This is a genomic window from Rhizobium sp. NFR03, assembly GCF_900111275.1.
Taxonomy (GTDB): Bacteria; Pseudomonadota; Alphaproteobacteria; order Rhizobiales; family Rhizobiaceae; genus Ferranicluibacter.
Genome location: NZ_FOGR01000020.1, coordinates 1 through 23042 on the forward strand (window position 1 = coordinate 1; position 23042 = coordinate 23042).

At 57.8% G+C, this 23042-nt stretch carries 27 protein-coding genes and 3 pseudogenes; 25 read left to right on the forward strand and 5 right to left on the reverse strand.

Going from position 1 to position 23042, the window contains the following annotated elements; genetic code table 11:
* The first annotated feature begins 78 nt into the window (after window positions 1-78).
* The 4 genes from BSG19_RS25030 to BSG19_RS25045 are packed head-to-tail and all read left to right on the forward strand — an operon-like array spanning window position 79 to window position 3148.
* Window positions 79-489, forward strand: coding sequence for an IS66-like element accessory protein TnpA (locus BSG19_RS25030; protein WP_092989649.1), 411 nt, complete (start codon window positions 79-81; stop codon window positions 487-489).
* On the forward strand, window positions 486-833 hold the full coding sequence (gene tnpB / locus BSG19_RS25035) for an IS66 family insertion sequence element accessory protein TnpB (RefSeq protein WP_037103542.1): 348 nt from the start codon (window positions 486-488) through the stop codon (window positions 831-833). The genes BSG19_RS25030 and tnpB overlap by 4 nt, the downstream gene beginning before the upstream one ends.
* Window positions 834-878: 45 nt before the next feature.
* Window positions 879-2537, forward strand: coding sequence for an IS66 family transposase (locus BSG19_RS25040; protein WP_092989648.1), 1659 nt, complete (start codon window positions 879-881; stop codon window positions 2535-2537).
* Complete coding sequence (locus BSG19_RS25045) at window positions 2492-3148, forward strand: plasmid pRiA4b ORF-3 family protein (RefSeq protein WP_244529324.1); 657 nt, start codon at window positions 2492-2494, stop codon at window positions 3146-3148. The genes BSG19_RS25040 and BSG19_RS25045 overlap by 46 nt, the downstream gene beginning before the upstream one ends.
* A gap of 43 nt (window positions 3149-3191) precedes the next feature.
* On the opposite strand, the pseudogene BSG19_RS25050 reads toward BSG19_RS25045, so the two are convergent.
* Window positions 3192-3779 (reverse strand): annotated as a pseudogene (locus BSG19_RS25050) (SDR family oxidoreductase); the annotation flags it as partial.
* Window positions 3780-3825: 46 nt separating this feature from the next.
* Between BSG19_RS25050 and BSG19_RS25055 the strand changes: the two are divergent.
* The 5 genes and pseudogenes from BSG19_RS25055 to BSG19_RS25075 all read left to right on the forward strand — a co-directional run bounded on the left by BSG19_RS25055 (window position 3826) and on the right by BSG19_RS25075 (window position 8152).
* A pseudogene (locus BSG19_RS25055) lies at window positions 3826-4206 on the forward strand (helix-turn-helix domain-containing protein).
* A gap of 159 nt (window positions 4207-4365) precedes the next feature.
* Window positions 4366-4899, forward strand: a complete 534-nt coding sequence (locus tag BSG19_RS25060) for a TetR/AcrR family transcriptional regulator (RefSeq protein WP_092990732.1) — start codon at window positions 4366-4368, stop codon at window positions 4897-4899.
* A gap of 80 nt (window positions 4900-4979) precedes the next feature.
* Window positions 4980-6398 carry an MFS transporter gene (locus BSG19_RS25065; protein ID WP_092990733.1) on the forward strand — a complete coding sequence of 473 codons (1419 nt, stop codon included), beginning with the start codon at window positions 4980-4982 and terminating at the stop codon, window positions 6396-6398.
* Window positions 6399-6526: 128 nt separating this feature from the next.
* Window positions 6527-7282, forward strand: coding sequence for an SDR family oxidoreductase (locus BSG19_RS25070; protein WP_092990734.1), 756 nt, complete (start codon window positions 6527-6529; stop codon window positions 7280-7282).
* Between the two features lie 181 nt (window positions 7283-7463).
* Window positions 7464-8152 (forward strand): annotated as a pseudogene (locus BSG19_RS25075) (aspartate/glutamate racemase family protein).
* 70 nt (window positions 8153-8222) lie between these two features.
* Here BSG19_RS25075 and BSG19_RS25080 read toward each other — a convergent pair.
* Complete coding sequence (locus BSG19_RS25080; RefSeq protein ID WP_092990735.1) at window positions 8223-9134, reverse strand: AraC family transcriptional regulator; 912 nt, start codon at window positions 9132-9134, stop codon at window positions 8223-8225.
* Between the two features lie 91 nt (window positions 9135-9225).
* Here BSG19_RS25080 and BSG19_RS25085 point away from each other — a divergent pair, with 91 nt between their 5' ends.
* The 8 genes from BSG19_RS25085 (at window position 9226) to BSG19_RS25120 (ending at window position 14451) form a co-directional block, all read left to right on the forward strand.
* Window positions 9226-10053: an oxidoreductase gene (locus tag BSG19_RS25085; RefSeq protein WP_035201380.1), complete on the forward strand. Its 828-nt coding sequence runs from the start codon at window positions 9226-9228 to the stop codon at window positions 10051-10053.
* 54 nt (window positions 10054-10107) lie between these two features.
* Window positions 10108-10698, forward strand: a complete 591-nt coding sequence (locus BSG19_RS25090; protein WP_092990736.1) for a TetR/AcrR family transcriptional regulator — start codon at window positions 10108-10110, stop codon at window positions 10696-10698.
* A 65-nt stretch (window positions 10699-10763) separates the two neighbouring features.
* Window positions 10764-11390: a hypothetical protein gene (locus tag BSG19_RS25095; protein ID WP_092990737.1), complete on the forward strand. Its 627-nt coding sequence runs from the start codon at window positions 10764-10766 to the stop codon at window positions 11388-11390.
* Between the two features lie 109 nt (window positions 11391-11499).
* Entirely contained in the window at window positions 11500-12351 is an 852-nt protein-coding gene (locus BSG19_RS25100) for a cytochrome b/b6 domain-containing protein (RefSeq protein WP_092990738.1), read from the forward strand.
* Window positions 12348-13124 carry a molybdopterin-binding protein gene (locus tag BSG19_RS25105; RefSeq protein ID WP_092990739.1) on the forward strand — a complete coding sequence of 259 codons (777 nt, stop codon included), beginning with the start codon at window positions 12348-12350 and terminating at the stop codon, window positions 13122-13124. The genes BSG19_RS25100 and BSG19_RS25105 overlap by 4 nt, the downstream gene beginning before the upstream one ends.
* Window positions 13125-13158: 34 nt before the next feature.
* Window positions 13159-13482 (forward strand): hypothetical protein, encoded by a 324-nt coding sequence (locus BSG19_RS25110; RefSeq protein WP_092990740.1) that lies wholly within the window; start codon window positions 13159-13161, stop codon window positions 13480-13482.
* 51 nt (window positions 13483-13533) lie between these two features.
* Window positions 13534-14118, forward strand: coding sequence for a hypothetical protein (locus BSG19_RS25115; RefSeq protein ID WP_092990741.1), 585 nt, complete (start codon window positions 13534-13536; stop codon window positions 14116-14118).
* 39 nt (window positions 14119-14157) lie between these two features.
* Window positions 14158-14451 carry a chorismate mutase gene (locus BSG19_RS25120; protein ID WP_092990742.1) on the forward strand — a complete coding sequence of 98 codons (294 nt, stop codon included), beginning with the start codon at window positions 14158-14160 and terminating at the stop codon, window positions 14449-14451.
* A 67-nt stretch (window positions 14452-14518) separates the two neighbouring features.
* On the opposite strand, the gene BSG19_RS25125 is transcribed toward BSG19_RS25120, so the two are convergent.
* Window positions 14519-15382 (reverse strand): LysR family transcriptional regulator, encoded by an 864-nt coding sequence (locus BSG19_RS25125; RefSeq protein ID WP_092990743.1) that lies wholly within the window; start codon window positions 15380-15382, stop codon window positions 14519-14521.
* A gap of 107 nt (window positions 15383-15489) precedes the next feature.
* On the opposite strand from BSG19_RS25125, the gene BSG19_RS25130 reads away from it, so the two are divergent.
* The 7 genes from BSG19_RS25130 (at window position 15490) to BSG19_RS25160 (ending at window position 20949) form a co-directional block, all read left to right on the forward strand.
* Entirely contained in the window at window positions 15490-16314 is an 825-nt protein-coding gene (locus tag BSG19_RS25130) for an oxidoreductase (RefSeq protein ID WP_092990744.1), read from the forward strand.
* A 47-nt stretch (window positions 16315-16361) separates the two neighbouring features.
* Window positions 16362-17210 carry an alpha/beta fold hydrolase gene (locus tag BSG19_RS25135; RefSeq protein WP_092990745.1) on the forward strand — a complete coding sequence of 283 codons (849 nt, stop codon included), beginning with the start codon at window positions 16362-16364 and terminating at the stop codon, window positions 17208-17210.
* A gap of 65 nt (window positions 17211-17275) precedes the next feature.
* Window positions 17276-17806 (forward strand): VOC family protein, encoded by a 531-nt coding sequence (locus BSG19_RS25140; protein WP_035201356.1) that lies wholly within the window; start codon window positions 17276-17278, stop codon window positions 17804-17806.
* 2 nt (window positions 17807-17808) lie between these two features.
* Entirely contained in the window at window positions 17809-18537 is a 729-nt protein-coding gene (locus BSG19_RS25145; RefSeq protein WP_080671401.1) for a L,D-transpeptidase, read from the forward strand.
* Between the two features lie 105 nt (window positions 18538-18642).
* Window positions 18643-19401 carry an alpha/beta fold hydrolase gene (locus BSG19_RS25150; RefSeq protein WP_035201636.1) on the forward strand — a complete coding sequence of 253 codons (759 nt, stop codon included), beginning with the start codon at window positions 18643-18645 and terminating at the stop codon, window positions 19399-19401.
* Between the two features lie 384 nt (window positions 19402-19785).
* Entirely contained in the window at window positions 19786-20433 is a 648-nt protein-coding gene (locus tag BSG19_RS25155) for a LysE family translocator (RefSeq protein ID WP_035201353.1), read from the forward strand.
* 111 nt (window positions 20434-20544) lie between these two features.
* Window positions 20545-20949, forward strand: coding sequence for a RidA family protein (locus BSG19_RS25160; protein ID WP_205837081.1), 405 nt, complete (start codon window positions 20545-20547; stop codon window positions 20947-20949).
* Window positions 20950-21339: 390 nt separating this feature from the next.
* Here the strand turns inward: BSG19_RS25160 and BSG19_RS25165 are convergent, their stop codons facing one another.
* On the reverse strand, window positions 21340-21813 hold the full coding sequence (locus BSG19_RS25165) for an SRPBCC family protein (RefSeq protein ID WP_092990746.1): 474 nt from the start codon (window positions 21811-21813) through the stop codon (window positions 21340-21342).
* Between the two features lie 39 nt (window positions 21814-21852).
* Window positions 21853-22722 (reverse strand): SDR family oxidoreductase, encoded by an 870-nt coding sequence (locus BSG19_RS25170; protein WP_092990747.1) that lies wholly within the window; start codon window positions 22720-22722, stop codon window positions 21853-21855.
* A 105-nt stretch (window positions 22723-22827) separates the two neighbouring features.
* Between BSG19_RS25170 and BSG19_RS25175 the strand changes: the two genes are divergently transcribed.
* On the forward strand, window positions 22828-23042 hold a 215-nt coding region (locus BSG19_RS25175; RefSeq protein ID WP_139274833.1), incomplete at its 3' end, for a LysR family transcriptional regulator.

Here is a 23042-nt window from a genome sequence, read left to right on the forward strand (position 1 = left end):
GTAAGCCCACGGTGAGGGCCGTCTTGCGAGGTTGATGCGAACATCGGAAGTCCTAGTGCAAACACTAGGAGTAGTCCTATGACCAAGCATCCGATTGAAGTGATCACGTCTGTCGAGCGCCGCCGGCGCTGGTCTCGCGAGGACAAAGAGCGGCTGGTTGCAGCCTGCCTTGCGCCTGGCGCGGTTCTTTCCGAGATTGCGCGATCGGCCGGCATCCACGTGAGCCAGCTCTTCCGGTGGCGCAAGGAACTCTGCCGGATCGAGGAGCCGTCGACGCCGGTATCGAGCACCTTGGTGCCCGTGATCGTTTCAGAGGCCGCGCCCGCAGCCCAGCCTGCTGCCTCGGAAGCGCCGGCCTCATCGCATCCCCGCCGGAAGCGCAGTGATGTGACGATTGATCTGGGCCGCGGTCGTCGTGTCCGCGTGGACAGCGACATCGACACGGAGGCGCTTGGCCGTATTCTCGATTGTGTGCTGGGTCGGCGATGATCCCGGTTCCTGCTGGTGTGAAGGTCTGGCTGGCGACGGGCCATACGGACATGCGCAAGGGCTTTCCCGGTCTGTCACTGATGGTGCAGGAGACGTTGAAGCGTGATCCGATGTGCGGACACCTGTTCGTCTTCCGCGGACGTGGCGGTGGCCTGATCAAGGTGATCTGGCATGATGGCCAGGGAGCCTGCCTGTTCACGAAGAAGCTGGAACGAGGACGCTTCATATGGCCGTCGGCGGCCGACGGGACGGTGGTGATTACCCCTGGGCAACTCGGCTATTTGCTGGAAGGTATCGACTGGCGGATGCCACAAAAAACCTGGCGACCGACCTCGGCCGGATAAGCAAAAATGCTGGAATGGCGGGAGAAAATATGATTCCATCTCGCCATGAACACCCCCGTCGAACAGCTTGCGGACGACCTTGCCAGTGCACTCGCACTGCTTGCCGAAGAGCGCGCGCGGCGTGTTGCTGCCGAGGCAGAAGCGGCGACGGCCAAAGCAGAGGCCGCCAGCGCGAAAGCGCTCGTATCGCATTCCGAGGCGCTGATCGCTCGGTTGAAGCTGGAGATCGAGAAGGTTCGCCGCGAGCTTTACGGCAGTCGCTCGGAGCGCAAGGCTCGGCTTCTCGAACAGATGGAACTGCAACTCGAAGAACTTGAAGCTGATGCCGGCGAAGATGAACTGGCAGCGGAGATCGCAGCCAGCGCCTCGGCTGTCAGGGCCTTCGAGCGCAAGCGTCCGTCACGCAAGCCCTTTCCTGAACATCTGCCGCGCGAACGTGTCGCTATCGCCGCCCCAGCCAGTTGCCCCTGCTGTGGATCGGCCAAAATGTCGAAGCTCGGCGAGGACATCACCGAGACCCTGGAGGTCATCCCGCGTCAGTGGAAGGTCATTCAGACAGTGCGGGAGAAGTTCTCCTGCCGCGAATGCGAGAAGATTACACAGCCGCCAGCACCCTTCCATGTGACACCTCGCGGCTTTGCCGGCCCGAACCTTCTGGCGATGATCCTGTTCGAGAAGTTCGCCCAGCATCAGCCGCTCAATCGCCAGAGTGAGCGCTACGCCCGAGAGGGGGTCGACCTCAGCCTGTCGACGCTTGCTGATCAAGTCGGCGCGTGTGCCACGGCCTTGAAGCCAATCCATTCGTTGATCGAGGCCCATGTCCTGGCGGCCGAGCGGCTGCATGGCGACGACACGACCGTGCCCATCCTGGCGAAGGGAAAGACCGATACGGGCCGCATCTGGACCTATGTCCGGGATGACCGGCCGTTTGGCGGGCTGTCACCGCCTGCGGCACTGTTCTACTCATCGCGAGACCGGCGACAGGAGCATCCCGTACGCCACCTGAAGACCTTCTCCGGCATTCTGCAGGCGGATGCCTATGGCGGCTACAATCCGCTGTTCAAGGTAGATCGCGAACCCCTGCCTCTGCGCCAGGCACTCTGCTGGGCGCATTCACGCCGCAAGTTCTTCGTGCTGGCCGACATCGCCGCGAACGCTAAGCGTGGCAGCAAAGCTGCGCCGATCTCGCCAATGGCATTGGAGTCCGTCAAACGGATCGATGCCCTGTTCGATATCGAACGGGAGATCAACGGTCTAAGCGCTGACCAGCGCATGGAGCGTCGCCGCAAGGACAGCCAGCCGCTTGTCGAAGAACTGCACGATTGGCTGCAAATCGAGCGGGCAAAACTATCGCGCAGTTCTCCCGTCGCCGAGGCAATCGACTACATGCTCAAGCGCTGGGATGGCTTCACGTCATTCCTCGACGATGGCCGGATTTGCATGACGAACAACGCCGCCGAACGAGCGCTCAGAGGCTTTGCACTCGGCAGGAAGTCATGGCTGTTTGCCGGATCGGATCGTGGTGCTGAACGTGCGGCGTTCATGGCGACATTGATCACTAGCGCCAAGCTCAACGACATCGACCCGCAGGCCTGGCTCGCCGACATTCTCGCCCGTATCGCCGACACGCCGATCACCAGGTTGGAGCAATTGCTGCCGTGGAACTGGACACCGGCACAGGCACCCATGGCATTGGCATCATGACCTCCAGCGAACGCATCGCCCGGCTTCACATCAAGCTCGATAATATCGAGCCGACAATATGGCGCAGGGTCGAGGTCCCGATCACTACCAGCCTGAAGGGGCTGCACGACGTCATCCAGGCCGTCATGCTGTTTAAGGATTACCACCTCTTCGAGTTCAATGCCGGCGGCAAGCGTTATGCCGTTCCTGATCCCGAATGGGACATGGGTCGCGAGACCTATGCAGCTCGCAACGTCAGGATCGGCGCTCTGGTGGATCGCGGCATAACCACCTTCAACTATACCTATGACTTCGGCGACGACTGGCGGCATTCGATCACTGTCGAGGCCGTCATGGACGCCGATCCAGCAGTCGAATATCCGCGCTTCGTCGACGGCGACCGGCGCGCGCCGCCGGAAGATGTTGGCGGCTTGCCCGGTTTCGAGGACTTCCTCAACGCAATGGCAAAACCTCGAAATGCGCAACACCGCGAAGTCGTGGAATGGTATGGGGCGCGCTTCGAGCCGAATGATATTGGCGTCGATATGATCAATGATCGAATAGCCAAACTCGCGCGCCGCCGAACCCTCGGAAAAGCTGGATTCGCAAAAAGCCAGAACAAACGCCACTGACCGGATGATGAAGACCCATCCGCGGCCTACGCCGGATGCTTACATCCAAACTGATGCTATGCACCGTTCCAGGCGACACGGTGTTTGCGGTGATGCCGTGTGCAGCAACGTATTTTGCGAGCGACGCCGTCATCGCGATCATGGCTGCTTTGGCGGCAGAGTAGTCCGGTCGACTTGCAGGCGGCATCAGGGCCGCCAAGCTTGAGATGTTTATGATCCGACCCCACCGCGACGCTTTCATTGCGGGCAGAACGAGCGAGATGATCCTCACAGATGCGAGCACGTTCCTGTCATAGACAGCCGCCCATGTCTCAGAGTTCGTTGAGGTCCAATCCTCTGCCGGGGCAGATCCGCCGGCATTATTGATCAGGATGTCGATCGACCCTGCTGTAGCCTTGGAATCCCTAACAAGACGGTCAACCTGATCCGACACTGTCAGGTCACCGACTACCGCGAATGCCCGACCTCCAGAGGATATGATGTCATGCGCGACTTCCTCCGTTTTCATTCGGTCGCGACCGTGGACAAGAACGGTTGCCCCTTCCTTTGCGAGGCCTCTGGCCACACCCTCGCCAATTCCCTTGCTGCTTCCCGTGACCAGCGCAACCTTGTTCTGGAGTTGTAAGTCCATGATATTTGATCCGTGTTATCGTCTTCTGCAGATATGAGGTTCGTTGATGAAGCAGGCAATTACGCACTTTAAAGTGCCTGTCGAGGACAGGGCGACGTGTCTCGGAGCCGACGGTTCTGTCTTTCATGTCAGCAGGGTGCTTCGGATGATCACAGGACGCTGGAAACTGCCGATCCTTTTCCGGTTGTTCGCCGAACCATCATTGCGGGCATCGCAGTTCATGAGAGACATACCTGGGATATCCCAGAAGATGCTAACGCAACATCTCAGGGAACTGGAAATTGACGGCCTCATAATCCGACACGACTTTCAATAGCAGCCTCCTCGAGTCGAGTACTCGCTGAGTTCAGCAGGCCGCGGGCTTATGCCGATTTTGATGGCGGTCAGGGAATTCTCTCTGGACTATCCTGTCGATCGGCGTTGCTAACTAAGTTGGGTGCTGAATGTTTGCCGCGTCATCCCGAAAATATCGCTTGCATTATGGACCGAATGGTTCCATATAGTCTCCATGGTCAAGCGTACTCAAATATCCGCGTCCGTTGGTCGCCCTAGAGAATTTGAACTCGATGAAGCAGTTCGAAAAGCAATGCACGTATTTTGGGATCGTGGATATCACGAAGCATCCCTTCCCGACTTGCTTGAGGGTATGAAACTTTCCAGAGGCAGCTTTTATAAGGCTTTCGTCGATAAGAGAGGCGTCTATCTGCGCGCACTCGACGCTTACATTGAGGACGCCGTTCGCTCGGTCGGTGAAGCGCTTCATTCCAATCCGTCGCCCAAAGCCGCGATTTTAGAAGCTTTTTCTCAACAAGTGGATCAAGCATCGGGAAAGGAAGGTTTGCGTGGATGCTTTGTCGTCTTTGCAGCCGTCGAGATGCTTCCAGAGGATAAAGAGGTCGCACCACGTATTTCCCGGCTGTTCCGGCGGCTGCAAGATCTTTATGCGGCGGCGATAATAAGAGCGCAGGCCTTGGGCGAAATCGATCCCGAGCTGGATGAACGAACGCTTGCCAGGTTCCTCGTGTGTCAGATTCAGGGCATGCGGGTCCTTGCCAAAGCAGGAGCGGATCGCGCTGAGACGAGGGCCATGGTCGAACTGGCGCTAAAGGCGCTTGGCTGACTTCAATTTGGAACCAATAGGTTCCAAATTTTTAACATTGCAAACCTTCGATCGATTTTTTGGTCGATGTGGAGACACTTATGAGAGACACGAGCAATCCCGATGACAAACTCGATCCACGTCGATGGATTGCACTGATCATCCTTTTGACCGGCGCCTTTTTGCCACCGCTTGACTTCTTCATCGTCAATGTGGCGCTGCCCTCGATCCGGGCGGATTTCAGAGCCTCTGCGTCAACGATGCAGCTGATTATCTCCGGTTACGCCACCACCTATGCTGTGATGCTGATCACTGGCGGCAGGCTTGGAGATCTCTATGGTAGACGAAATGTCTTTTTGGTTGGGATGATCGGGTTTGCAGCCGCATCTGCCTTATGCGGGTTTGCCTGGTCTCCAGCCGCGTTGGTCGCCGGCCGTATCATTCAGGGGTTTGCAGCGGCAATTATGGCACCGCAAGCCTTGGCTTCCATCAATGCGATTTTCCCAGACCACGAAAAATCAAAAGCCCTCAGCTTTTATGCCCTGACTTTTGGGGTGGCATCGATGGTTGGTCTGTTTCTCGGCGGAGCGCTAATCGCACTGAATATCTTCGGTCTCGGATGGAGGGCCATTTTCCTGATCAACCTCCCGGTGATCGCGATCGCTGCGCCGCTGGCCTCCTTCATGTTGCGCGAAACCCGCTCGGAACACCCAAGCAAGCTGGATTTGGGCGGAGCCTTGCTGGTCGCGCTCGCACTTTCTGCCCTGATCGCGCCGCTGATCGAGGGCCGGGAGCAGGGGTGGTCAATCTGGTTGCTTCTAATGCTCTGTGCTTCACCACTGCTTTTCGTCTTGTTCTGGCGGTATGAGCGATACGTCGAGACAGCGGGCGGAAATCCTATCCTTGAACCAAGCCTGCTGAACGTCTCGGGGTTGAAGCGCGGGTTGACAGCTGCCTTCTTCTTCTACTCTCTGGCGGCATTCTGGCTCGTATTCTCGGTTTATCAACAGAGCGGCCTTGGCCGCACGCCATTTGAAGCCGGGCTGGCCATCCTGCCTGCCGCAGCCGGTTTTGTCCTTGGCCCTTTTGCAAGCGAGCGCGTCCTCCGCTTCTTTGGAAGATACTCCGCTGCCATTGGCATGGGGCTGCAAGCCGGCGGCCTGTTTGCAACGGCCGCCCTGATCTCAAGTGATTATGCCCAGTTTCTTTCTCTAGCGCTCTTTCTCATTGGAGCGGGGCAGGGGATCGCGCTTCCAAACCTTTTGAAGAGCGTCGTGCAGCGCGTCGCCAGACCACAATCGGGACTGGCCTCCGGCCTCATCAATTCCACACTTCAGATTGGCGGCGCATTCGCGGTTGCACTCATTGGCGGGTTGTTCTTCTTGATTTTGGGGTCTGCAACCGATGCCAGATCCATCGGCCGGGCATATAGTCTGGCAGCAGTCGCAATCGCACTCTGTCTTCTCGTCGCAGGATGGCTTTCCGCCGGCCTTCCGTCGAACAACGCGGTGCGCCGATGAGCACGCGCATTGACGGGCTCAATGACCAACCCTGCATTGACGGCTTGATCATTCCCGCCTCCACGTCGGTCCCCACAAGAGGACCATTCTCTACAGCTTGAAACAGAACTATTTCGGAGAAAACCGCCATGAACAACATCCATGATCTTCCTCTTTCGAGTAAGAGCGCGCTTGTTACCGGTGCAGCACGCGGGATCGGCGCGGCTATCGCGCTGAAGCTGGCTAAAGATGGTGCCGACGTTGCGATCACCTATGAGAAGTCGGCCGAAAAAGCCGAAGCTCTCGCCGCCGAGATCAGAACTATGGGCCGCAAAGCTGTGGCCATTCAGGCCGATGCAGCAAGCACGGCCGCCGCGACGGCTACCGTCGAGCGGACCGTCGCTGAACTTGGCGGCCTCGACATTCTGGTTAACAATGCCGGCGTCCTCTTCGCAGGAGATTTCGCGGTACAGCCACTGGAGGAAATAGATCTGCAACTGAACGTCAATGTTCGCGGCGTGTTTCTGATCACTCAGGCAGCGCTGAAACACATCCCGAATGGCGGCCGTATCATCAGCACCGGAAGCAATGCAGGCCTGGCGGTGCCATTTGCAGGAATCGCGGTTTATGCGGCGACCAAATCAGCGCTGGAAAGCTTCACGCGCGGTCTGGCGCGTGAACTGGGTCCGAGGGAGATTACCGTCAATCTGGTCCGACCGGGGCCGATCGACACTGAGATGAACCCTTCCGACGGTGCTCTCGCGCCTGCCATCCTGCCAAAACTGTCGATCGCCCGGTACGGCAGAACCAGGGAAGTGGCAGAGGCCGTTGCGTTCCTCGCTGGTCCAGGTGCAGCCTACATCACCGGCTCGGGTATTCTTGTCGATGGCGGCATAAGCGCCTGAGTATTGGCGCGAGGCGGCGGACCGTACGCTTCGAGCACCGCGTTCTGTTCAACGGCACCGAAAAAAGGTGGAGAAACATGGAGTATACACGCCTTAGAACCGCTAGCCTTGGGATTTCGCGCCTCCGCCCTGGATGCATACTTTTGCGCGAACCTGAAACAGATGGAACCGGAGAAAGCATTTGAAGACCATCGGCATACTTGGCGGAATGTCCGCCGCCTCGACGCAGATTTACTATCGTGAACTCTGCCGGCTCACCCGCGAGACCCTGGGAGGACTTCATTCTCCTGAGCTTCTCATACGATCCGTCGACTTTGATGAAATCGAAAGGTTGCAGGTGTCTTCCAATTGGGAAGCGGCGGCAGATATCCTGAATGAGAAAGCCATTGCTTTGGAGCGTGGTGGCGCCGAGCTCCTCATCCTGGCGACGAACACCATGCACAAGGTGGCGGACAGGATCCTGGCCGGGGTGTCGATCCCGTTCGTACACATCGCGGACGCCACGGCGACGGCGATCCTCGACGGCGGCTTTCGCAAGCCGGGCCTGATGGCGACCGCCTTCACATAGAGCATAACTTCTATACCGACCGCCTGGCTGCCCGGGGACTGTTGCCGACAATTCCTGAAGCCGGAGATCGAGCGGAGACTCATCGCATCATCTACGACGAGCTGTGTTGCGATGTCGTAACCAATGCAAGCCGTTCGACGTACGAATTGATTGCGCAGCGACTGATCGATCGAGGCTGCGACTGTCTTATCCTTGGTTGCACGGAGGTGGGCATGCTGTTGGACCAGGATAATGTCGCCGTCCCTGTCTTCGATACGACCCTCATTCACTGTGAAGCGGCTCTTAGGGCGGCACTGGATTGATGTGCTGCCGGTTGTGGCTCGGCGGATATCTCGTACGAGGCGCTCTGGGTTCAGGTCTTGGCGAATGGGGTTAAACCTGTTCTCCAAGGTGCTGTTGGACCCATTTCACCTCTTCCGATGCCGTACGCCCGAAATGCCGTCTGAAATCGCGGCTGAATTGAGCGGGACTGACATAACCGACCGATGCAGCCACGGCAGCAATGGTCCCGCTCTGGCGCGCAATCATGAGTCTCGCCTCGTGGAGTCGCATCGCCTTTACGTATTGCATCGGACTTGAGCCGGTCAGGTTTTTGAAATGAACGTGGTACGAAGGGACGCTCATGCCCACGCTTTTGGCAAGATCCGCGACAGTGATGTCAGAACCATAGTTCTCGCGCAGCCACGCTACGCTTTCGACCAGTTTTCCAGACGTCCCCTTTCGCTGAAGGGCCGCGATCATCGCGCCGCCTTGCGGGCCGACCATGACGCGGTAGTGCAATTCGCGCAGGATGGAGCTTCCGATCACAGCGACCTCGGCCGGGCTTTGGAGCGCCTTGACCAGGCGTAGCAGCACGTCCTGGATGCTGCGGTCCATCCTGCTGGAGAATAGCCCTTTCGGCGTGGCGCTCGGAGAACCTGCATGTTGTTCGACCTGCATGGCGATTTCTGCCGCCACCTGCATGTCGAACTCGAGATAGATCGCCAGCAACGGCCTCTGCTGACTGGCTCTGGAAGTCATCCTGAAGGGAACGGGTACCGAAACGGCAAGATAGTGATCCTCATCGTAAAGGTAGGCTTCCCCATCCAAGATGCCGTACTTGCTTCCCTGTAATACGAAGACTGCCCCCGGCTTATAGAGAACCGGCACGTCGTTGAGGACTGCTTCAGTGCGCAGGATACGGACACAACCGATTGCCGTCTGATTGTAGCCGAGACGAGGAGCAAGTTGCCCCGCCAGGGCGACAAGCCGGTCATGGCCAACGGACGGTTCTTCATAAATCATAGGATTTGGCAAAATATCGAGAGGATTCGCAATCGAGCTAAGAGAGCCATCAGATTATCTGTCAACATGTATAAATCAAGGAGTTTCGAAAATGTCGAGCAAAACGTTTTTCATAACGGGTGTAAGTTCGGGTTTCGGGTTGGCGATCGCCACTGCCGCTATTGACGCCGGTCACAAGGTTATCGGCACCATCCGCTCTGAGGCCTCGCGCAAAGCCTTGGCGGACACTCTTCCGACGCTACACCCGGTTCTTTGCGACGTCACCGAATTCGACCGCATCCCGGACGTCGTCCGACAAGTCCAGGACGAACACGGGCCGGTCGATGTGCTGATCAACAATGCCGGGTACGGTCATGAGGGCGTTCTTGAGGAATCGCCAATCGAAGAGATGCGCCGTCAGTTCGACGTGAACGTGTTCGGCGCCGTCGCCGTGGCTAAGGCGTTTCTTCCGAGGTTCCGCGAGCGCCGCCGTGGCTTTGTCGTCAATGTCACGTCGATGGGCGGGATGATCACCATGCCCGGCATCGCTTATTACTGCGGCAGCAAGTTTGCTCTTCAAGGCATTTCCGAGGTCATGCGCTCGGAAATGGCGCCGTTCGGAGTTCACGTGACAACGCTTTGCCCCGGCTCATTTCGCACGGACTGGGCGGGACGTTCCATGATCCGGACGGAGAGGTCAATCGCGGATTACGATAGCCTCTTCGATCCGATTCGCGAGGCGCGCCAGGCCGCGAGCGGCAAGCAGCTCGGTGACCCCCAAAAGCTGGCCGCAGCGGTGCTTACTCTCATCGGATCGGACAATCCCCCGCCGCAGCTCCTCCTCGGCAGCGATGCCCTCAGGCATGTGACAGCGCGGATCGAGCGTTTGCAACAAGAACTCGACGCTTGGAAAGCTCTCACAATTTCGACGGACGGCTAAACAAAAAGATGGATTGCTCTTGACGTCCTGCCTACTAGAAGGTAGAAGGCTCACATGAGCAATCTTTCGACCACTTCCGACGACATCCTGGCCTCCGCGCGCAGTATTTTGATGAGCGGGGGCTACAATAGCTTCAGCTATGCAGATATCTCCGAAATGGTCGGGATTCGCAAAGCCAGTATCCACCATCATTTCCCGAGTAAGGCCGATCTGGTGCGTGAACTGGTCAAGCGTTACCGGGAAGATGGCGAGGCGAGCATCGTTACGCTTGAGCAGAACGTGCCGGACGCACTAGACACGCTCAAGGTTTATGCAAACCATTGGTCGAAATGCATTGAAGATGCGAGCAGGCCATATTGCATATGCGCTTTGCTGGCCAGTGAATTGCCATCTCTTCCGCCGGAAGTTGCAACCGAGGTGACGAAGTTCTTTCGCTTTATTTCATCATGGCTGACGAAGGTGATGGAGCGTGGAAGCAAAAGTGGAGCGCTCAATCTCACAAGCGAACCGCACGTTGAAGCCGAAGCATTTCTAGCAACGGTGTATGGCGCGATGCTCTCGGCGAGAGCCTACGGGAAACCGGAGGTGTTTTCGACGATACTTGCACCAGCTCTCGCCCGTCTTACCCCTACCGTCCCTCACTAACCCTAGGGTGCCAAGACCCCAGGTAATTACATCCCTCGAAACTACCAACTAGTAGGAAGATAAAAATGAAAAATGCTTTCCCCGCTTTGGCCCTCGGGCTGGCCAGCGTCTTTTCTGTAACCGTCTTTTCAACACCCGCATCTGCTGAAGATAAGAAAGCCGCGCCGATCCATGTGCGCGGCAGCATCGTCGACTACCAGGGTTCAGAGCTCAAAGTGAAGACGAGCGAAGGCGAAACAATCGATGTGGCGCTTGCCGACGACTGGAAGGTGGCAGGTGTCGCGGATGCCAATGTAACCGACATCAAGCCGGGCGATTTTGTGGGTATCGCATCCTTGCCAAAAGCCGATGGTGGCGATGGCGCGCTTGAGGTCCTCATTTTCCCGCCGGCAATGAAAGGCCTTGGCGAAGGCAGCTACGGCTGGGATCTGAAGCCCGACAGCAGCATGACCAATGCGACTGTCGCAGATGCCGTCAGAGGGGTCGATGGCCGGACGGTCACCGTTACCTATCATGGCAAGGAAAAGAAGATCGCCATTCCGGATGGAACGCCTGTCGTGACCATTGCCGCCGCCACCAAGGATGATCTCATTCCCGGCGCCGTTGTCTTTATCACCGCCGAAAAGGCTGCAACAGGCCCGATCGCCCACCAGGTGGTCGTCGGCAAGAATGGCGTGGTTCCCCCCATGTGAAGACCACGCCGTCACTGGCGGAAGCAGCCGCCTTACTGCTTCGGCCAGCGACTACAGATCGACGCTGCTTGGTCTGCAGCCGTTAAATGCACAGATGAAAGACGCTGAGATGAGCGCAGACGCTTCCAATGACAATGTTCAATATCCTCGGACGATCTTTATCCGCCGCCACTCCGTCGTGACCCGGCTCACGCATTGGCTAAACGTGCTCTGCCTGAGCTTTCTTCTGTTGAGCGGTCTGCAGATCTTCAACGCCCATCCCGAGCTCTACTGGGGCCATTATGGCGCCGACGGTGATCCTGCTGTCTTGACGATCGGTGCCGATGATGCGGCCGGGCCAAGCGGTTTCGTGCGTGTTGTGGGGGTACAGATACCGACGACCGGTATGCTTGGTGTTTCCGAGGTTGATGGGGAGCCGACTGCACGCGCTTTCCCGTCCTGGGCGACGATCCCGTCGTTTCAGGATCTTGCGGCCGGTCGTCGCTGGCACTTCTTTTTCGCCTGGCTGTTTGTGATCAATGGCATCGTCTATTTCGGCTTCAGCTTGTTGAGCGGCCATTTCAGGCGCGACCTCGCCCCAACGGCGCATGAGCTCTCACCGAGCCACCTCGGCCGTGAAGTCCTCGACCATGCTCGGCTGCGCTTTCCGAAAGGGGAGGAGGCCAAGCGCTACAATGCCCTTCAGAAGCTGGCCTACCTTGCAGTGGTTGTCATTCTGCTGCCTCTGATGGTGCTGACCGGGCTCACGATGTCACCCGGAATCGACGCCGCTCTCCCCGCCCTGGTCGATATCTTCGGCGGACGCCAGTCCGCGCGTACCATCCACTTCATCACAGCGTCGGCGCTCGTCATCTTCGTCATCGTGCATGTGGCGATGGTCGTGTTGTCGGGGACCTGGAACAACATCCGCTCGATGGTCACCGGACGTTACGCTATCCACGAGGAAGGACCGAACGCATGAGCACGTTTCTCACTCGCCGCAGATTCCTGATTGGCAGCAGCCTGGGCGCCAGTGCTCTGACTCTTTCCGGATGTGATCTGCTGGACCAAAACGCAGACGTCGCCAATATCCTTCGTTCGGCCGAGCAATTGACCATGAAGGCCCAAAGACTGCTTCAGGGGCGCGATGCTCTGGCGCGCGAGTTCGATGAGAAGGACATTTCTCCATCGTTTCGCGTCAATGGAACGAGTGTTCCCGATAGCGAGGAATATGCGGAACTGCTGGAAGGCAAGTTTGCAAACTGGCGGCTGAAGATCGACGGTCTTGTTGATCAACCTCGAGAATTTTCGCTTGCCGATCTGAGGGTGCTTCCGTCCCGGACGCAGATCACGCGCCATGACTGTGTCGAAGGCTGGAGTGCGATCGGCAAATGGACAGGAGTTCCGCTCGGCAGCCTGCTGCATCTGACCGGGCTCAAGCCCACGGCGCGCTATGTCGTGCTGCATTGTGCAGACGAGCTCGAAAAGACGCTCGATGGAAGCGGCCGCTACTATGAGAGCATTGATCTCATCGACGCGGTTCATCCGCAAACCATCCTTGCCTACCAGATGAACGGCCAGGATCTCAGCGTTGGCCATGGCGCCCCCTTGCGTCTGAGGGTCGAGCGGCAGCTCGGTTACAAACAGGCGAAGTACATCATGCGCATTGAGCTGGTCGACAGCTTCGCCGGCCTGTGGGGCGGCAACGGCGGCTATTGGGAAGATCGCGGGTACGAATGGTACGCCGGCATCTAAGGCGTTCGCCCGGTAAATCAAAGGATCATAGTTCATGACTAGACGCAGAATTCAGGAAGTGATGCCGATTCCCGCGGTCGCGTCGTCACGGCAGGTCGAGATCAACCAGACTAGTTCGATCTTAACCGATCCTGACGGCAGATGGGTCGCAAAGCGGCAAGGGGCGATCAACGAGGCGTTCGAGAAGCGCATGCGCTTGGAGAGCGAGAAGTCCGGCGAGGCAAAGGCTCATTCCCAAGACGAACCGCGGGACTTTGGTATTTCCGAAGTCGGGAAACTTTCCGGCGAAAGCGAGCGGATCGGACGTACTGAATGGGACGAGAACACGCCGTTCGGCAAGCATGTCGGCTTCGTCTGACGACGCTTGCGCAAACCATCCATAAACCAATTCAGGAAGTGGAAGAAAATAATGTCGAACAATCGGACCTCCCGCGCCACACGCGACAACGACCAGTGGCTCAAGCAGTATTATTTTATCCGGGCGGCCTTCTCGGTGCTGTGGGTCGCGGCTGCGTTGACTCTCGGACAGCATTCCTTCGCACTTGCTGCCGTACTGCTGATTATCTACCCGGCTTGGGATGCTGCCGCTAACGTCGTTGATGCCGCCAGGAGCGGTGGCTTTGCCGTCAACCGGAGCCAGATGATCAACGTCACAGCAAGTTCTATCATGACGATTGCCGTGATCTTGGCGCTGACAATGAGCATGAACTGGGTTCTCGGCGCCTTCGGCCTATGGGCCATCTTTTCCGGGCTGCTGCAGCTTGGGACTGCCGTCCGACGTTGGAAAACAAGTGGCGGCCAGTGGGCGATGATTTTGAGCGGTGGCCAATCCGCATTAGCGGGCGGTCTCTTTATCTTTCAAGCACAAATGCCCCAGGAGCCTTCAATTTCCACAGTCGCCGGATATGCGGGGGTCGGGGCGTTTTATTTCCTGGTGTCGGCAATATGGCTGAGCATAGCCCTTTCGCGTCGCGGTATGCATCCTGTCTCGTAAGCTTTGCGGCCCCCAATGAAACCGCTTGGAAACACTCAAATGACACATGATACGGCAGAGCAACTTGCGTCCTACCGGAGAACCATCGACAATCTGGATTCAGCCCTTCTCTATATTCTGGCCGAACGCTTTCGCTGTACCGAGCTAGTCGGCCACTTGAAAGCCGAGCAGGCGTTGCCGGCGATCGATAATGAGCGAGAGCGACGTCAATTGGATCGACTGATGAGCATCGCCAATGATGTTGGCCTCAGTCGGCACTTTGTCGAAGGGCTGATGACAATGATCGTGGGCGCTGTAGTGGAGCGGCATGAGGAGATTGCGGCCAAGAAGTAAGTTGTCTGTCGCGGCTGTCCAAGCGCAGCCGTGGATCGGCGGGGAAAATCGATCTTTTTCGGGCGGCTTACCACGCAGGGGCATTTGTGAGGTGGTCCGAGACGGTCGAGATAAATGCTCGAAGACGCTGAAGACGTCGCAGGTCCCGGTGATATCCCATCCAGATGTCTCGCGCCGGCGGGGGCTTGGGTAGTTCAAGTCTGCGGATACCCGGGATTTGATTGCCCACTGCGCGGGGCAGGACGGCGATCCCAACACCCTGCCTGCACATTCGCCCCTGGACGTTTCGGTTGTTTGATCGCAGCACGGGTCTCGCGTTCGGAAAACTCTCGGCAAGCCAGGCTATGTCGGGGAACTGCCCGGTCGAAGTGTCGTGGGTGATCAGACGGAAACCAGTCCCGTCGCCATATTTGGGGTCAGGCGACTCCTCGGCGATGTAGACGCTGTATTCGAGCCTGAAGAGCCGCCGTTGAATGACATCGGCAGTGTCGAACGGAACGATGCGAAAGGCAACGTCGGCCTCCCTTTGGGCGAGGTTGAACAGGCGAGTACCGGTCAGGATCTCGACGTCTACATTGGGGTAGGCTTTCGAGAAATCTGCCACGATGGGAGGTAGGACATAGGCCCCGAACCAGTCTGCTGACGAGATGCGCAGATTACCTTTGAGGTTTTGCTCCTGCCCGGCGAGCCGGCGCTCCATGGCCAGCGCGCCTTCTTCCATCTGCTCTGCCAGAGTGATGATCCCATGGCCTTCCTCGGTCAGCACTAGACCGTCCGCGGTCCGCTGGAAGAGCGTGTGGCCGATCGCCTCCTCAAGGGCACGCAGCCGTCTGCCGACAGTCGGATGGCTAGTATGAAGAGCACGCGCAGCGCCGCCGAGCGTGCCGGATCGCGCAATCGCAAGGAAGATTTTTACGTCACTCCATTCCACGGCAGACTCTTACAAAAATGAACGCTGAAAATACAAAACTGTCACTTCAAGTACAGATCTAAACATCTAGATTCAAGTCATGTTCGAAAACACGCGGAGAAAACGTCATGAAAACATGGTTCATCACAGGCTGCTCGAGCGGCTTCGGACAACGGCTGGCGATCGCTGCGGCACAGCGGGGCGATCAGGTTGTCGCTACTGCCCGCAACGTCAACTCGATCGAAGAAATGGCTGAGCCTTTCGGCGACCGCATGATCACTTTGCCGCTCGACGTGACGGATGTGGCGGCAGCCAAAGCCGCAGTCGCAAAGGCGGTCGAGACATTCGGCGGCTTTGACGTGCTTGTGAACAATGCCGGCTACGGATTGTTTGGGGCGCTTGAGGAAGGCAAACCCGAAGAATATCGACCGATGTTCGAGGTGAACGTTTTCGGTCTCATCGAAACCACCAGAGCAGCGCTGCCGACCTTGCGACGTTCGGGCGGAATGATCGTCAATATGTCGTCCGGCGCAGGGATCGCGGGCAGCGGCGGCGCAGCATACTACAATGCCGCCAAGTTTGCGGTTGAAGGGGTTTCCGAGGCGCTCGCCGGTGAGCTGAAGCCGTTCGGCATCCGTGTGCTGATCGTCGAGCCTGGCCCGTTTCGCACCGATTTCCTCGGCCGTTCGATCACGATAGCGGTCAACGAGATGCCGGAATACGCCGCGAGTTCGCGCAGGCACTATCGGGAAACCAACAACGGCAATCAAGCAGGGGATCCCGACAAGGCGGTTGCAGTGATCCTGCAGGCGGTCGACGCCGATAATGCCCCGCTTCATCTGCCGCTTGGGCCCGTCGCGCATTCAATCGCTGAGCGAAAGCTGGCTTCGTTTCGCCGCGATATCGACACCTGGCGCGACATCTCGATTGCCACCGATTTCGATCAGCCCTGATCTGATCGCTAGCTCTGCTTGAACGTCACATCGATTGGAAAGTCATCATGATCCCAACATTGAAAGGGTTTACCCAGCAATTGGTGCCGGTGAACGGCATCAAGATCAATGCCGTCACGGGCGGCTCCGGCCCCCCGATCCTTCTGCTTCACGGTTGGCCGGAAACATGGTGGGAATGGCACCATGTGATGCCGCTGCTGGCGGAGCAGTTCAGCGTGGTGGCGATTGATCTACGCGGCGCAGGCTTTTCCGAATGCCCGCTTGACGGCTACGATAAGGCGACGATGGCGCGCGACGCGCACGAGGTCATGATTGCCCTTGGGCATCAACGCTATGCCGTATGCGGCCATGACATCGGCGGAATGGTGGCGCTTCCGCAGGCCGCTATCTATCGAGATGCGGTTACTCACCTTGCCGTCCTCGATGTTCCGCTTCCTGGCTGGAGCCAGTGGGAGGCGACGACGGCAAAGATCTGGCACTTCGCGTTCCATGCTAATCGGGATCTGCCGGAACGCCTGATTTATGGCCGCGAACATGACTATGTTTCGGCCTTCATGGCGGAGCGGTTTTACGATCACAGCACCTTTAATCCTGAAGATATCGACATCTATGCGAAAGCAATGGCACTTCCTGGTCGCACGCGCGGTGGCATGGAATGGTACCGCACACTGACCGGCGACCATGCGGCCGCGCTTGAATACAAAAAGCAACCGCTCCGGATTCCGGTTTTAGGTCTCGGCGGCGAGCAGCGTTTCGGTGCTCATATGGTCGCGATGCTCAAGGAGTTCGCCACAGATGTAACTGGCGGCTCGATTGCCCGCTGCAGTCACTATGTGGCGGACGAGCGCCCGGATGAAGTGGCCGCTGCTCTCATCGATTTCCTCAAGGCCAAGTGAACTCTGCGAACCGGGCAAATTGAGCTCGATCGCGTTCATCGATTTAACAAGAAAGGAAAATTGTCATGACCGCACCTGTCATTCGCGGCGTCAATCACATCGGCATCACGGTGCCTGACATCGAAGCGGCAAAATCGTTCCTGGTGGAAGCCTTTGGCGGCCAGGTGATCTACCAATCGTTCGGGCCGCAGGATCCGGCCAGGCAGGGACCCGAGTTCGAGCGGGCCACTGGTGCTTACCCGGGAACGGTTGTGCGTGCGCAGGCGATGGTCAAGATCGGAACCGGGCCTGACATCGAGCTCTTTGAAATGCACGGCCCCAAACAAGCGCAACCGGTTACACCGAGCGACTTCGGCATCACGCATTTTGGTGTCTATACCGACGACATCGACGCATCGGTAGAGCGCTTTGAGAAGGCTGGCGGAACAGCCCTTACGGCACCACGAGCTATTCCCTACGCAACCGAAAAAGGTCCTGCAAACAAGGTCTGCTATTGCCGAGCGCCGTGGGGCACGATGATTGAGTTTATCACCACGCCTGATCGCATGGCCTATCATGACCAGACGGATCTGCGCAGATGGCAGGACGAGGAATGAGCGTGAGCTTTGATACCTCGTTATCCCGCCGCAGCCTCCTGTCGCTTTCGGTGATGGCTGCGGTCTCGGCCCTGGCAGGGTGCGTCTCCACCGCCGGCAAGAGCCGGATGGTGGGGCGACAGTCGACGCCTCTCCAGGATCCGATCGGCCCTGTCCACATCGCTCCTGCGCCGACAGATGCCGAACTGGCTGTCATGTACGGTCCTACCGAGGATGGCGGCTTTCTGATCCCGGCGGTTCCCTACAAGCAGATCGATCCGCGCTACTATCGCCAGCAGGTCCTCGACCCGACTGGCGAGGCGCCCGGCACGATCGTCGTCGACACCCCCTCCCGCTTCCTCTATCTCGTCCAGCCGGGCGGGACCGCGATGCGCTATGGTGTCGGGATCGGGCGCGATGGCTTTGCCTGGCAGGGTAACGGCATCATTCAGTGGCGTCAGAAATGGCCGCGTTGGAAGCCGCCGAACGAGATGGTCGCCCGCCAGCCGGAATTGGCCAAATATTCGATCGAGAATGGCGGCATGGAGCCGGGCCTGAAAAACCCGCTGGGGGCGCGTGCGCTCTACATCTACTCCGGCGGCCAAGATACACTCTATCGTTTGCACGGCAATCCGGAATGGCGCTCGATTGGCAAGGCCGTTTCGTCCGGCTGTGTGCGCCTGCTCAACCAGGACATTATCGACCTCTATGAACGCGTGCCGATCAAGGCGCCAATTGTAGTCAAGCAGTAAGCGCAAGCGATCATGTCCATCGCTCCCTGGACCAGGAGAGACATGTCATTCAGCGCTTTCAAAGCCTCCGCAATTCCACGCACAAAACTCAAGGAACTACCGACCATGTCCAACTTCAGTAAAGCGGCCGTTGGCCTCATTGCCGCGCTTTTGTCTTCTGCTGTCCTAACAGCCCCAGCCTTAGCGGAGGCGCGCAACATCGTGCTTGTCCATGGCGCGCTCGTAGATGGTTCGGGCTGGCGCGGCGTTTATGACATCCTGACCCGCGACGGCTATCATGTCAGCATCGTCCAGCAGCCACTGACAAGCCTGGATCAGGACGTTGCAGCCACGAAGAGCGTGCTTGATCAACAGGACGGGGACGTCGTTCTCGTCGGCCACAGCTATGGGGGCACGATCATCACGGCAGCAGGTAATGATCCCAAGGTCAAGGCACTTGTCTATGTTGCGGCACTGCAGCCCGAAAAGGGCGAAAGCACCGCACAACTGCTCCAATCGATGCCGTCACCCACCAATGATATCAAGCCGACAAAGGATGGCTTCCTGCTTATCGACCCGGCAAAGTTCGCAGCTGATTTCGGGGCGGATCTACCCAAAGAGCAGGGCGAGTTTATGGCCCGGTCTCAGATGCCTGTCGCCGTCGCGGCCACCAGTGCGCCGGTGTCTATTGCCGCTTGGCACGACAAACCTAGCTACGGGATTGTTGCGAAGGACGACATGACGATCAATCCGGACCTTGAGCGCTGGATGTACAAGCGCGCCGGTTCAACCGTGACGGAGATCGATGGTAGTCACGCTATTTATATCTCGCAGGCGGCTGCAGTTGCGAAGGTGATCGAGGAGGCCGCGGAAGCTGTCGACTGACAGAAAAGGACCGCGGTAACTCTGCAAATTCACTAGCTGCAGCGTTTTGCGAGTTTGGACTCGTGCCTTGCTAGTGATGTGATCGCTGCACCAAGGATAAACGTTGTCATCAGAGAGTCCCCGCGATCCAACATCGCGCTTTGAAGCCTGATGTCGTCGCGGGCCTTCAATGTAGAGCGCCATGGAAGGTACAGCAGGAGCGCGCTCCGATGCGCGGAACGTCTCAAATTTTCAGTCCCGTTGAAACGCAGCTCTGCATATCTGTTGCCCGGGAGCACTGTGCCCGGTAACTTCGTCTCGACTCGAACTCCTTCGTATGATGCAGGCCGAAGAACGGCCGAATGCAGTACCCCCTAATCGTGCCTAAACCGCAAGGCCGTTGCCATGTCCATCCCTCTGCATCAATACTTCATATTTATCTCTATCGTTACCATGATCGTGGTGACACCAGGACCTAACCTTGCTCTGCTCCTAGCCAATGCGCCGAGCAACGCGAAGCTAACCGGCTTCGGGATGGTATTAGGGTTCGCCGCAGCCATCGTTTCGCATGCCGCGTTGGCACTTGTTGGAGTGGGGGCGGTGATCGCAGCGTCGGCAATCTTGTTCACAGTCATGAAATTGTTGGGCGCAGCCTATCTCATCTGGCTGGGGATTAAATCTCTCTTGTCGCTGCGAAGTCTGACGGCACCTGTCCGGAATCCAAGCCGGGCGCCAGTGATCCTGACAGCTCCGAGAGCCTTCGTTCGCGGATATCTCAGCAACTTCCTCAATCCCAAACCGGCGATCTTTTACGTTGCCGTCTTCCCCCAATTCTTGGAGGGCCACCAACAGGATGTGCTTGCAAATGGCGCCGCGCTTGCTCTGACACATGCTCTGATCGCTTTAGGCTTTTACGGCGCAATTGTCCTCCTTGTCGGCAGCGTAACTGGTTTTCTCAATCGCCCGCACATCGCCAGAAGGATCAAAACGATCTCCGGGGCGGCTTTGATTTTGCTGGGCGGTCGCTTGTTATTGGCAAAGAGCCCTGCCTGATCGTCTCAACCTAATCCGGGCGAAGGCGGCTTCAACACAACGACCTCATCGCATCAGTGCATTCACTTAGCTAATTTGGTTTAGCCGATGCGGACGAAGAAAGGATCATTAGTGAAACGCGAAATTATCGTGCCGCTGGCAATGAAGCCCATTGTTGAGCGGGCAGGCTATGCCCCTGCAGTACGCTTCGAAAACCTGGTTTTCTGCGCGGGGCAGGTTGGACGTGATGCCAACATGAATGTCATCAACGACCCAGAGAAGCAATTCGAGGCGTGTTGGGACAACTTAGCTACCGTTTTGTCAGCGGCAGGTTGCAGCTTCGAAGATGTTGTCGAAATGACTACGTACCATGTCGGATTGCAGCAGCACATGCATACCTTTCGCAAGGTAAAGGACCGAATTTTCCCCCGCGGAACATGCGCGTGGACTTGCATTGGCGTCTCTGAACTTGCCCATCCCGGTCTTCTTGTGGAAATCAAAGTTGTGGCAGCTATACCTTCGCACCCGTTGGAATAGAGCGGTAGTTGATGCCCGCCGAAGTCCTAGAGTGCACAAATTGGACTGGACAGCTGGTGTAGAAGACATAACAAAACGACGCAGCTGGTGGACGACCAGCCGCGGTTTGTATCGCTAATAGCGCGGCTGCGACAGGTGTGTATGCTCACCATAATGTTCCTTGGTCGGCTGGAATTAGCGGTTCCATAATTAACGGTCACGCTCCAGCCTACGCTCCGCTTGCATGAAGCCATTGAACTTTCAATCGCTTGACGAACCAACGCGTGGGCAGATGGTTCGATTCCGCTCAAGGCGGGTGGGACTCACCCTGAGGTGAGCATAGGACTGGCCCTGTAAAAGGCTGGGGCGCCTCTCACGAGGCCGCCCGATTGGTTTTGATGATAGCAGAAATCAGAGCTTGCCCTCTGCCAAGAGCTCGCGGGTCTGTTTGAGCGTAGACAGCAGGGCCGATCTGTATCCCTTGTCGCTGTCGAACTGCCCCTGTCCGGCCTGCTCTTCAGGTCCGCCAGGTTCTTTGCCGCGCAGCCCGAGGTAGCAGTAGTATTTCAGCTGCAGCGCGCCGGCTTCATCCTCGAACAGTTCGTTGATGATGGCGCCCTCGCGAGGGCCGGTTGCCTGGAAGAACGTCACCTTGCTCTGCGGCTCCAAAGTGATGATTTCCCTGATGTCAGAGCCCGCGATCGTAGCTTCGCGAACGAAATGCGTCGTGCTTTCCTCGACGACGTCGCAGCGGGTACAGAGGCCGGGCGGAAGAAACAGCCGCGCGTCGCGCGCTTTTAGTTCAAGGCCTTTCCAGATTTGCTCTCGGGTGAGCGTGGTTTCGCCTTCAGGATTTACGGGAACAGTGGCGGTTGAATAGATCATGACGGGTGTCCTTGTTTCAAAATGGTGGGGCGGCTTGCATCAAGCAGCCGCTGCGGTTGCCTTGGCAAATTCGCGATAGGAGTGGAGTGGACGTCCGAGGAGTGTCGTCAGATGTTCGGCGTCACCGCCTTCGGGCAGCATGCCGTCGGTCAGGAAGCGTTCACCCATCATACGCATGTCGTAGGCCATCCAGGGGGGCATGAACTGCTTGAGGTTTTGCTCAAAAGCCGCCGTATCGCCGCCGCCGTAGTTGATCTGTCGGCCAAGAACGTCCGACCAGATAGCAGCGATGTCCGTGCCAGTGAGTGTGTCAGGACCGACAAGGTTGATGCGATTGGTAGGAAGCGCTTGAGGCGCCTGTTCACGACGCAGCAGTTCGAGGGCGGCGATCTCCGCGATGTCACGCACATCGATCATGGCAAGGCCCCTGCCGCCGACCGGCATCGGGTAGACACCATAGCCTGTGATGACGTCCTTGATCGCTACGTCGTTCTGGATGAAGTAGGCCGGGCGCAGGATCGTGGCGGCCATGCCCATCTGTTCGATCATCCGCTCCACGGCAAACTTGCCGGCGAAATGCGGAACGTTGACGTAGACATCGGCGTGGATCACCGACAGGTAGACGATCCGTTCGATGCCAGCCGAGCGTGCCAGGTTGAGGGCGATCAGAGCCTGGGTGAATTCGTCCGGTACGACAGCGTTGAGCAGAAAGAGCGTAGTGACGCCTTCGAATGCGCTGCGCAGCGAGTCTACATCGAGGAAGTCGCCCGTCACAACGGCAACGCCGGCCGGGAAGTTCGCCTTGGAGGGATCGCGAACAAGCGCGCGAACGTCGGCGCCTTTGTTGACAAGGTGCTGGATGACTTGCGCGCCGATATTGCCTGTGGCGCCGGTAACGAGAATGGCCATGGGAGTGTCTCCGGATTTGTTTGCTTGACACCCCGAATATGGACGGTTCACTGATGACCCGATAGACGACTAATTTGGACACGCCGTCTCATAGGTGGAACAGTCATGGACTTGCTTGCTCTTACCGATTTCAATCTTGTCGCCCGCCATCGCGGCTTTGGCAAAGCGGCCCGTGCCACCGGACGGCCGAAGGCAACACTCTCGAGACGCGTCACGGAATTGGAAGGCGCACTCCAGCTTCGGCTGTTCGAACGCGGCGCACGCACACTCAAGCTCACGGAAGAAGGGCGGGCGCTGTACGAGCGAACCGCCATCCTGCT

What these genes read in the sequence shown, in the direction of transcription:
- BSG19_RS25030 (WP_092989649.1), top strand. Translation starts at nt 79, where the DNA reads ATGACCAAGCATCCGATTGAAGTGATCACGTCTGTCGAGCGCCGCCGG.
- tnpB (WP_037103542.1), top strand. Translation starts at nt 486, where the DNA reads ATGATCCCGGTTCCTGCTGGTGTGAAGGTCTGGCTGGCGACGGGCCAT.
- BSG19_RS25040 (WP_092989648.1), top strand. Translation starts at nt 879, where the DNA reads ATGAACACCCCCGTCGAACAGCTTGCGGACGACCTTGCCAGTGCACTC.
- BSG19_RS25060 (WP_092990732.1), top strand. Translation starts at nt 4,366, where the DNA reads ATGCACGTATTTTGGGATCGTGGATATCACGAAGCATCCCTTCCCGAC.
- BSG19_RS25065 (WP_092990733.1), top strand. Translation starts at nt 4,980, where the DNA reads ATGAGAGACACGAGCAATCCCGATGACAAACTCGATCCACGTCGATGG.
- BSG19_RS25070 (WP_092990734.1), top strand. Translation starts at nt 6,527, where the DNA reads ATGAACAACATCCATGATCTTCCTCTTTCGAGTAAGAGCGCGCTTGTT.
- BSG19_RS25080 (WP_092990735.1), bottom strand. Translation starts at nt 9,134, where the DNA reads ATGATTTATGAAGAACCGTCCGTTGGCCATGACCGGCTTGTCGCCCTG.
- BSG19_RS25085 (WP_035201380.1), top strand. Translation starts at nt 9,226, where the DNA reads ATGTCGAGCAAAACGTTTTTCATAACGGGTGTAAGTTCGGGTTTCGGG.
- BSG19_RS25090 (WP_092990736.1), top strand. Translation starts at nt 10,108, where the DNA reads ATGAGCAATCTTTCGACCACTTCCGACGACATCCTGGCCTCCGCGCGC.
- BSG19_RS25095 (WP_092990737.1), top strand. Translation starts at nt 10,764, where the DNA reads ATGAAAAATGCTTTCCCCGCTTTGGCCCTCGGGCTGGCCAGCGTCTTT.
- BSG19_RS25100 (WP_092990738.1), top strand. Translation starts at nt 11,500, where the DNA reads ATGAGCGCAGACGCTTCCAATGACAATGTTCAATATCCTCGGACGATC.
- BSG19_RS25105 (WP_092990739.1), top strand. Translation starts at nt 12,348, where the DNA reads ATGAGCACGTTTCTCACTCGCCGCAGATTCCTGATTGGCAGCAGCCTG.
- BSG19_RS25110 (WP_092990740.1), top strand. Translation starts at nt 13,159, where the DNA reads ATGACTAGACGCAGAATTCAGGAAGTGATGCCGATTCCCGCGGTCGCG.
- BSG19_RS25115 (WP_092990741.1), top strand. Translation starts at nt 13,534, where the DNA reads ATGTCGAACAATCGGACCTCCCGCGCCACACGCGACAACGACCAGTGG.
- BSG19_RS25120 (WP_092990742.1), top strand. Translation starts at nt 14,158, where the DNA reads ATGACACATGATACGGCAGAGCAACTTGCGTCCTACCGGAGAACCATC.
- BSG19_RS25130 (WP_092990744.1), top strand. Translation starts at nt 15,490, where the DNA reads ATGAAAACATGGTTCATCACAGGCTGCTCGAGCGGCTTCGGACAACGG.
- BSG19_RS25135 (WP_092990745.1), top strand. Translation starts at nt 16,362, where the DNA reads ATGATCCCAACATTGAAAGGGTTTACCCAGCAATTGGTGCCGGTGAAC.
- BSG19_RS25140 (WP_035201356.1), top strand. Translation starts at nt 17,276, where the DNA reads ATGACCGCACCTGTCATTCGCGGCGTCAATCACATCGGCATCACGGTG.
- BSG19_RS25150 (WP_035201636.1), top strand. Translation starts at nt 18,643, where the DNA reads ATGTCCAACTTCAGTAAAGCGGCCGTTGGCCTCATTGCCGCGCTTTTG.
- BSG19_RS25155 (WP_035201353.1), top strand. Translation starts at nt 19,786, where the DNA reads ATGTCCATCCCTCTGCATCAATACTTCATATTTATCTCTATCGTTACC.
- BSG19_RS25165 (WP_092990746.1), bottom strand. Translation starts at nt 21,813, where the DNA reads ATGATCTATTCAACCGCCACTGTTCCCGTAAATCCTGAAGGCGAAACC.
- BSG19_RS25170 (WP_092990747.1), bottom strand. Translation starts at nt 22,722, where the DNA reads ATGGCCATTCTCGTTACCGGCGCCACAGGCAATATCGGCGCGCAAGTC.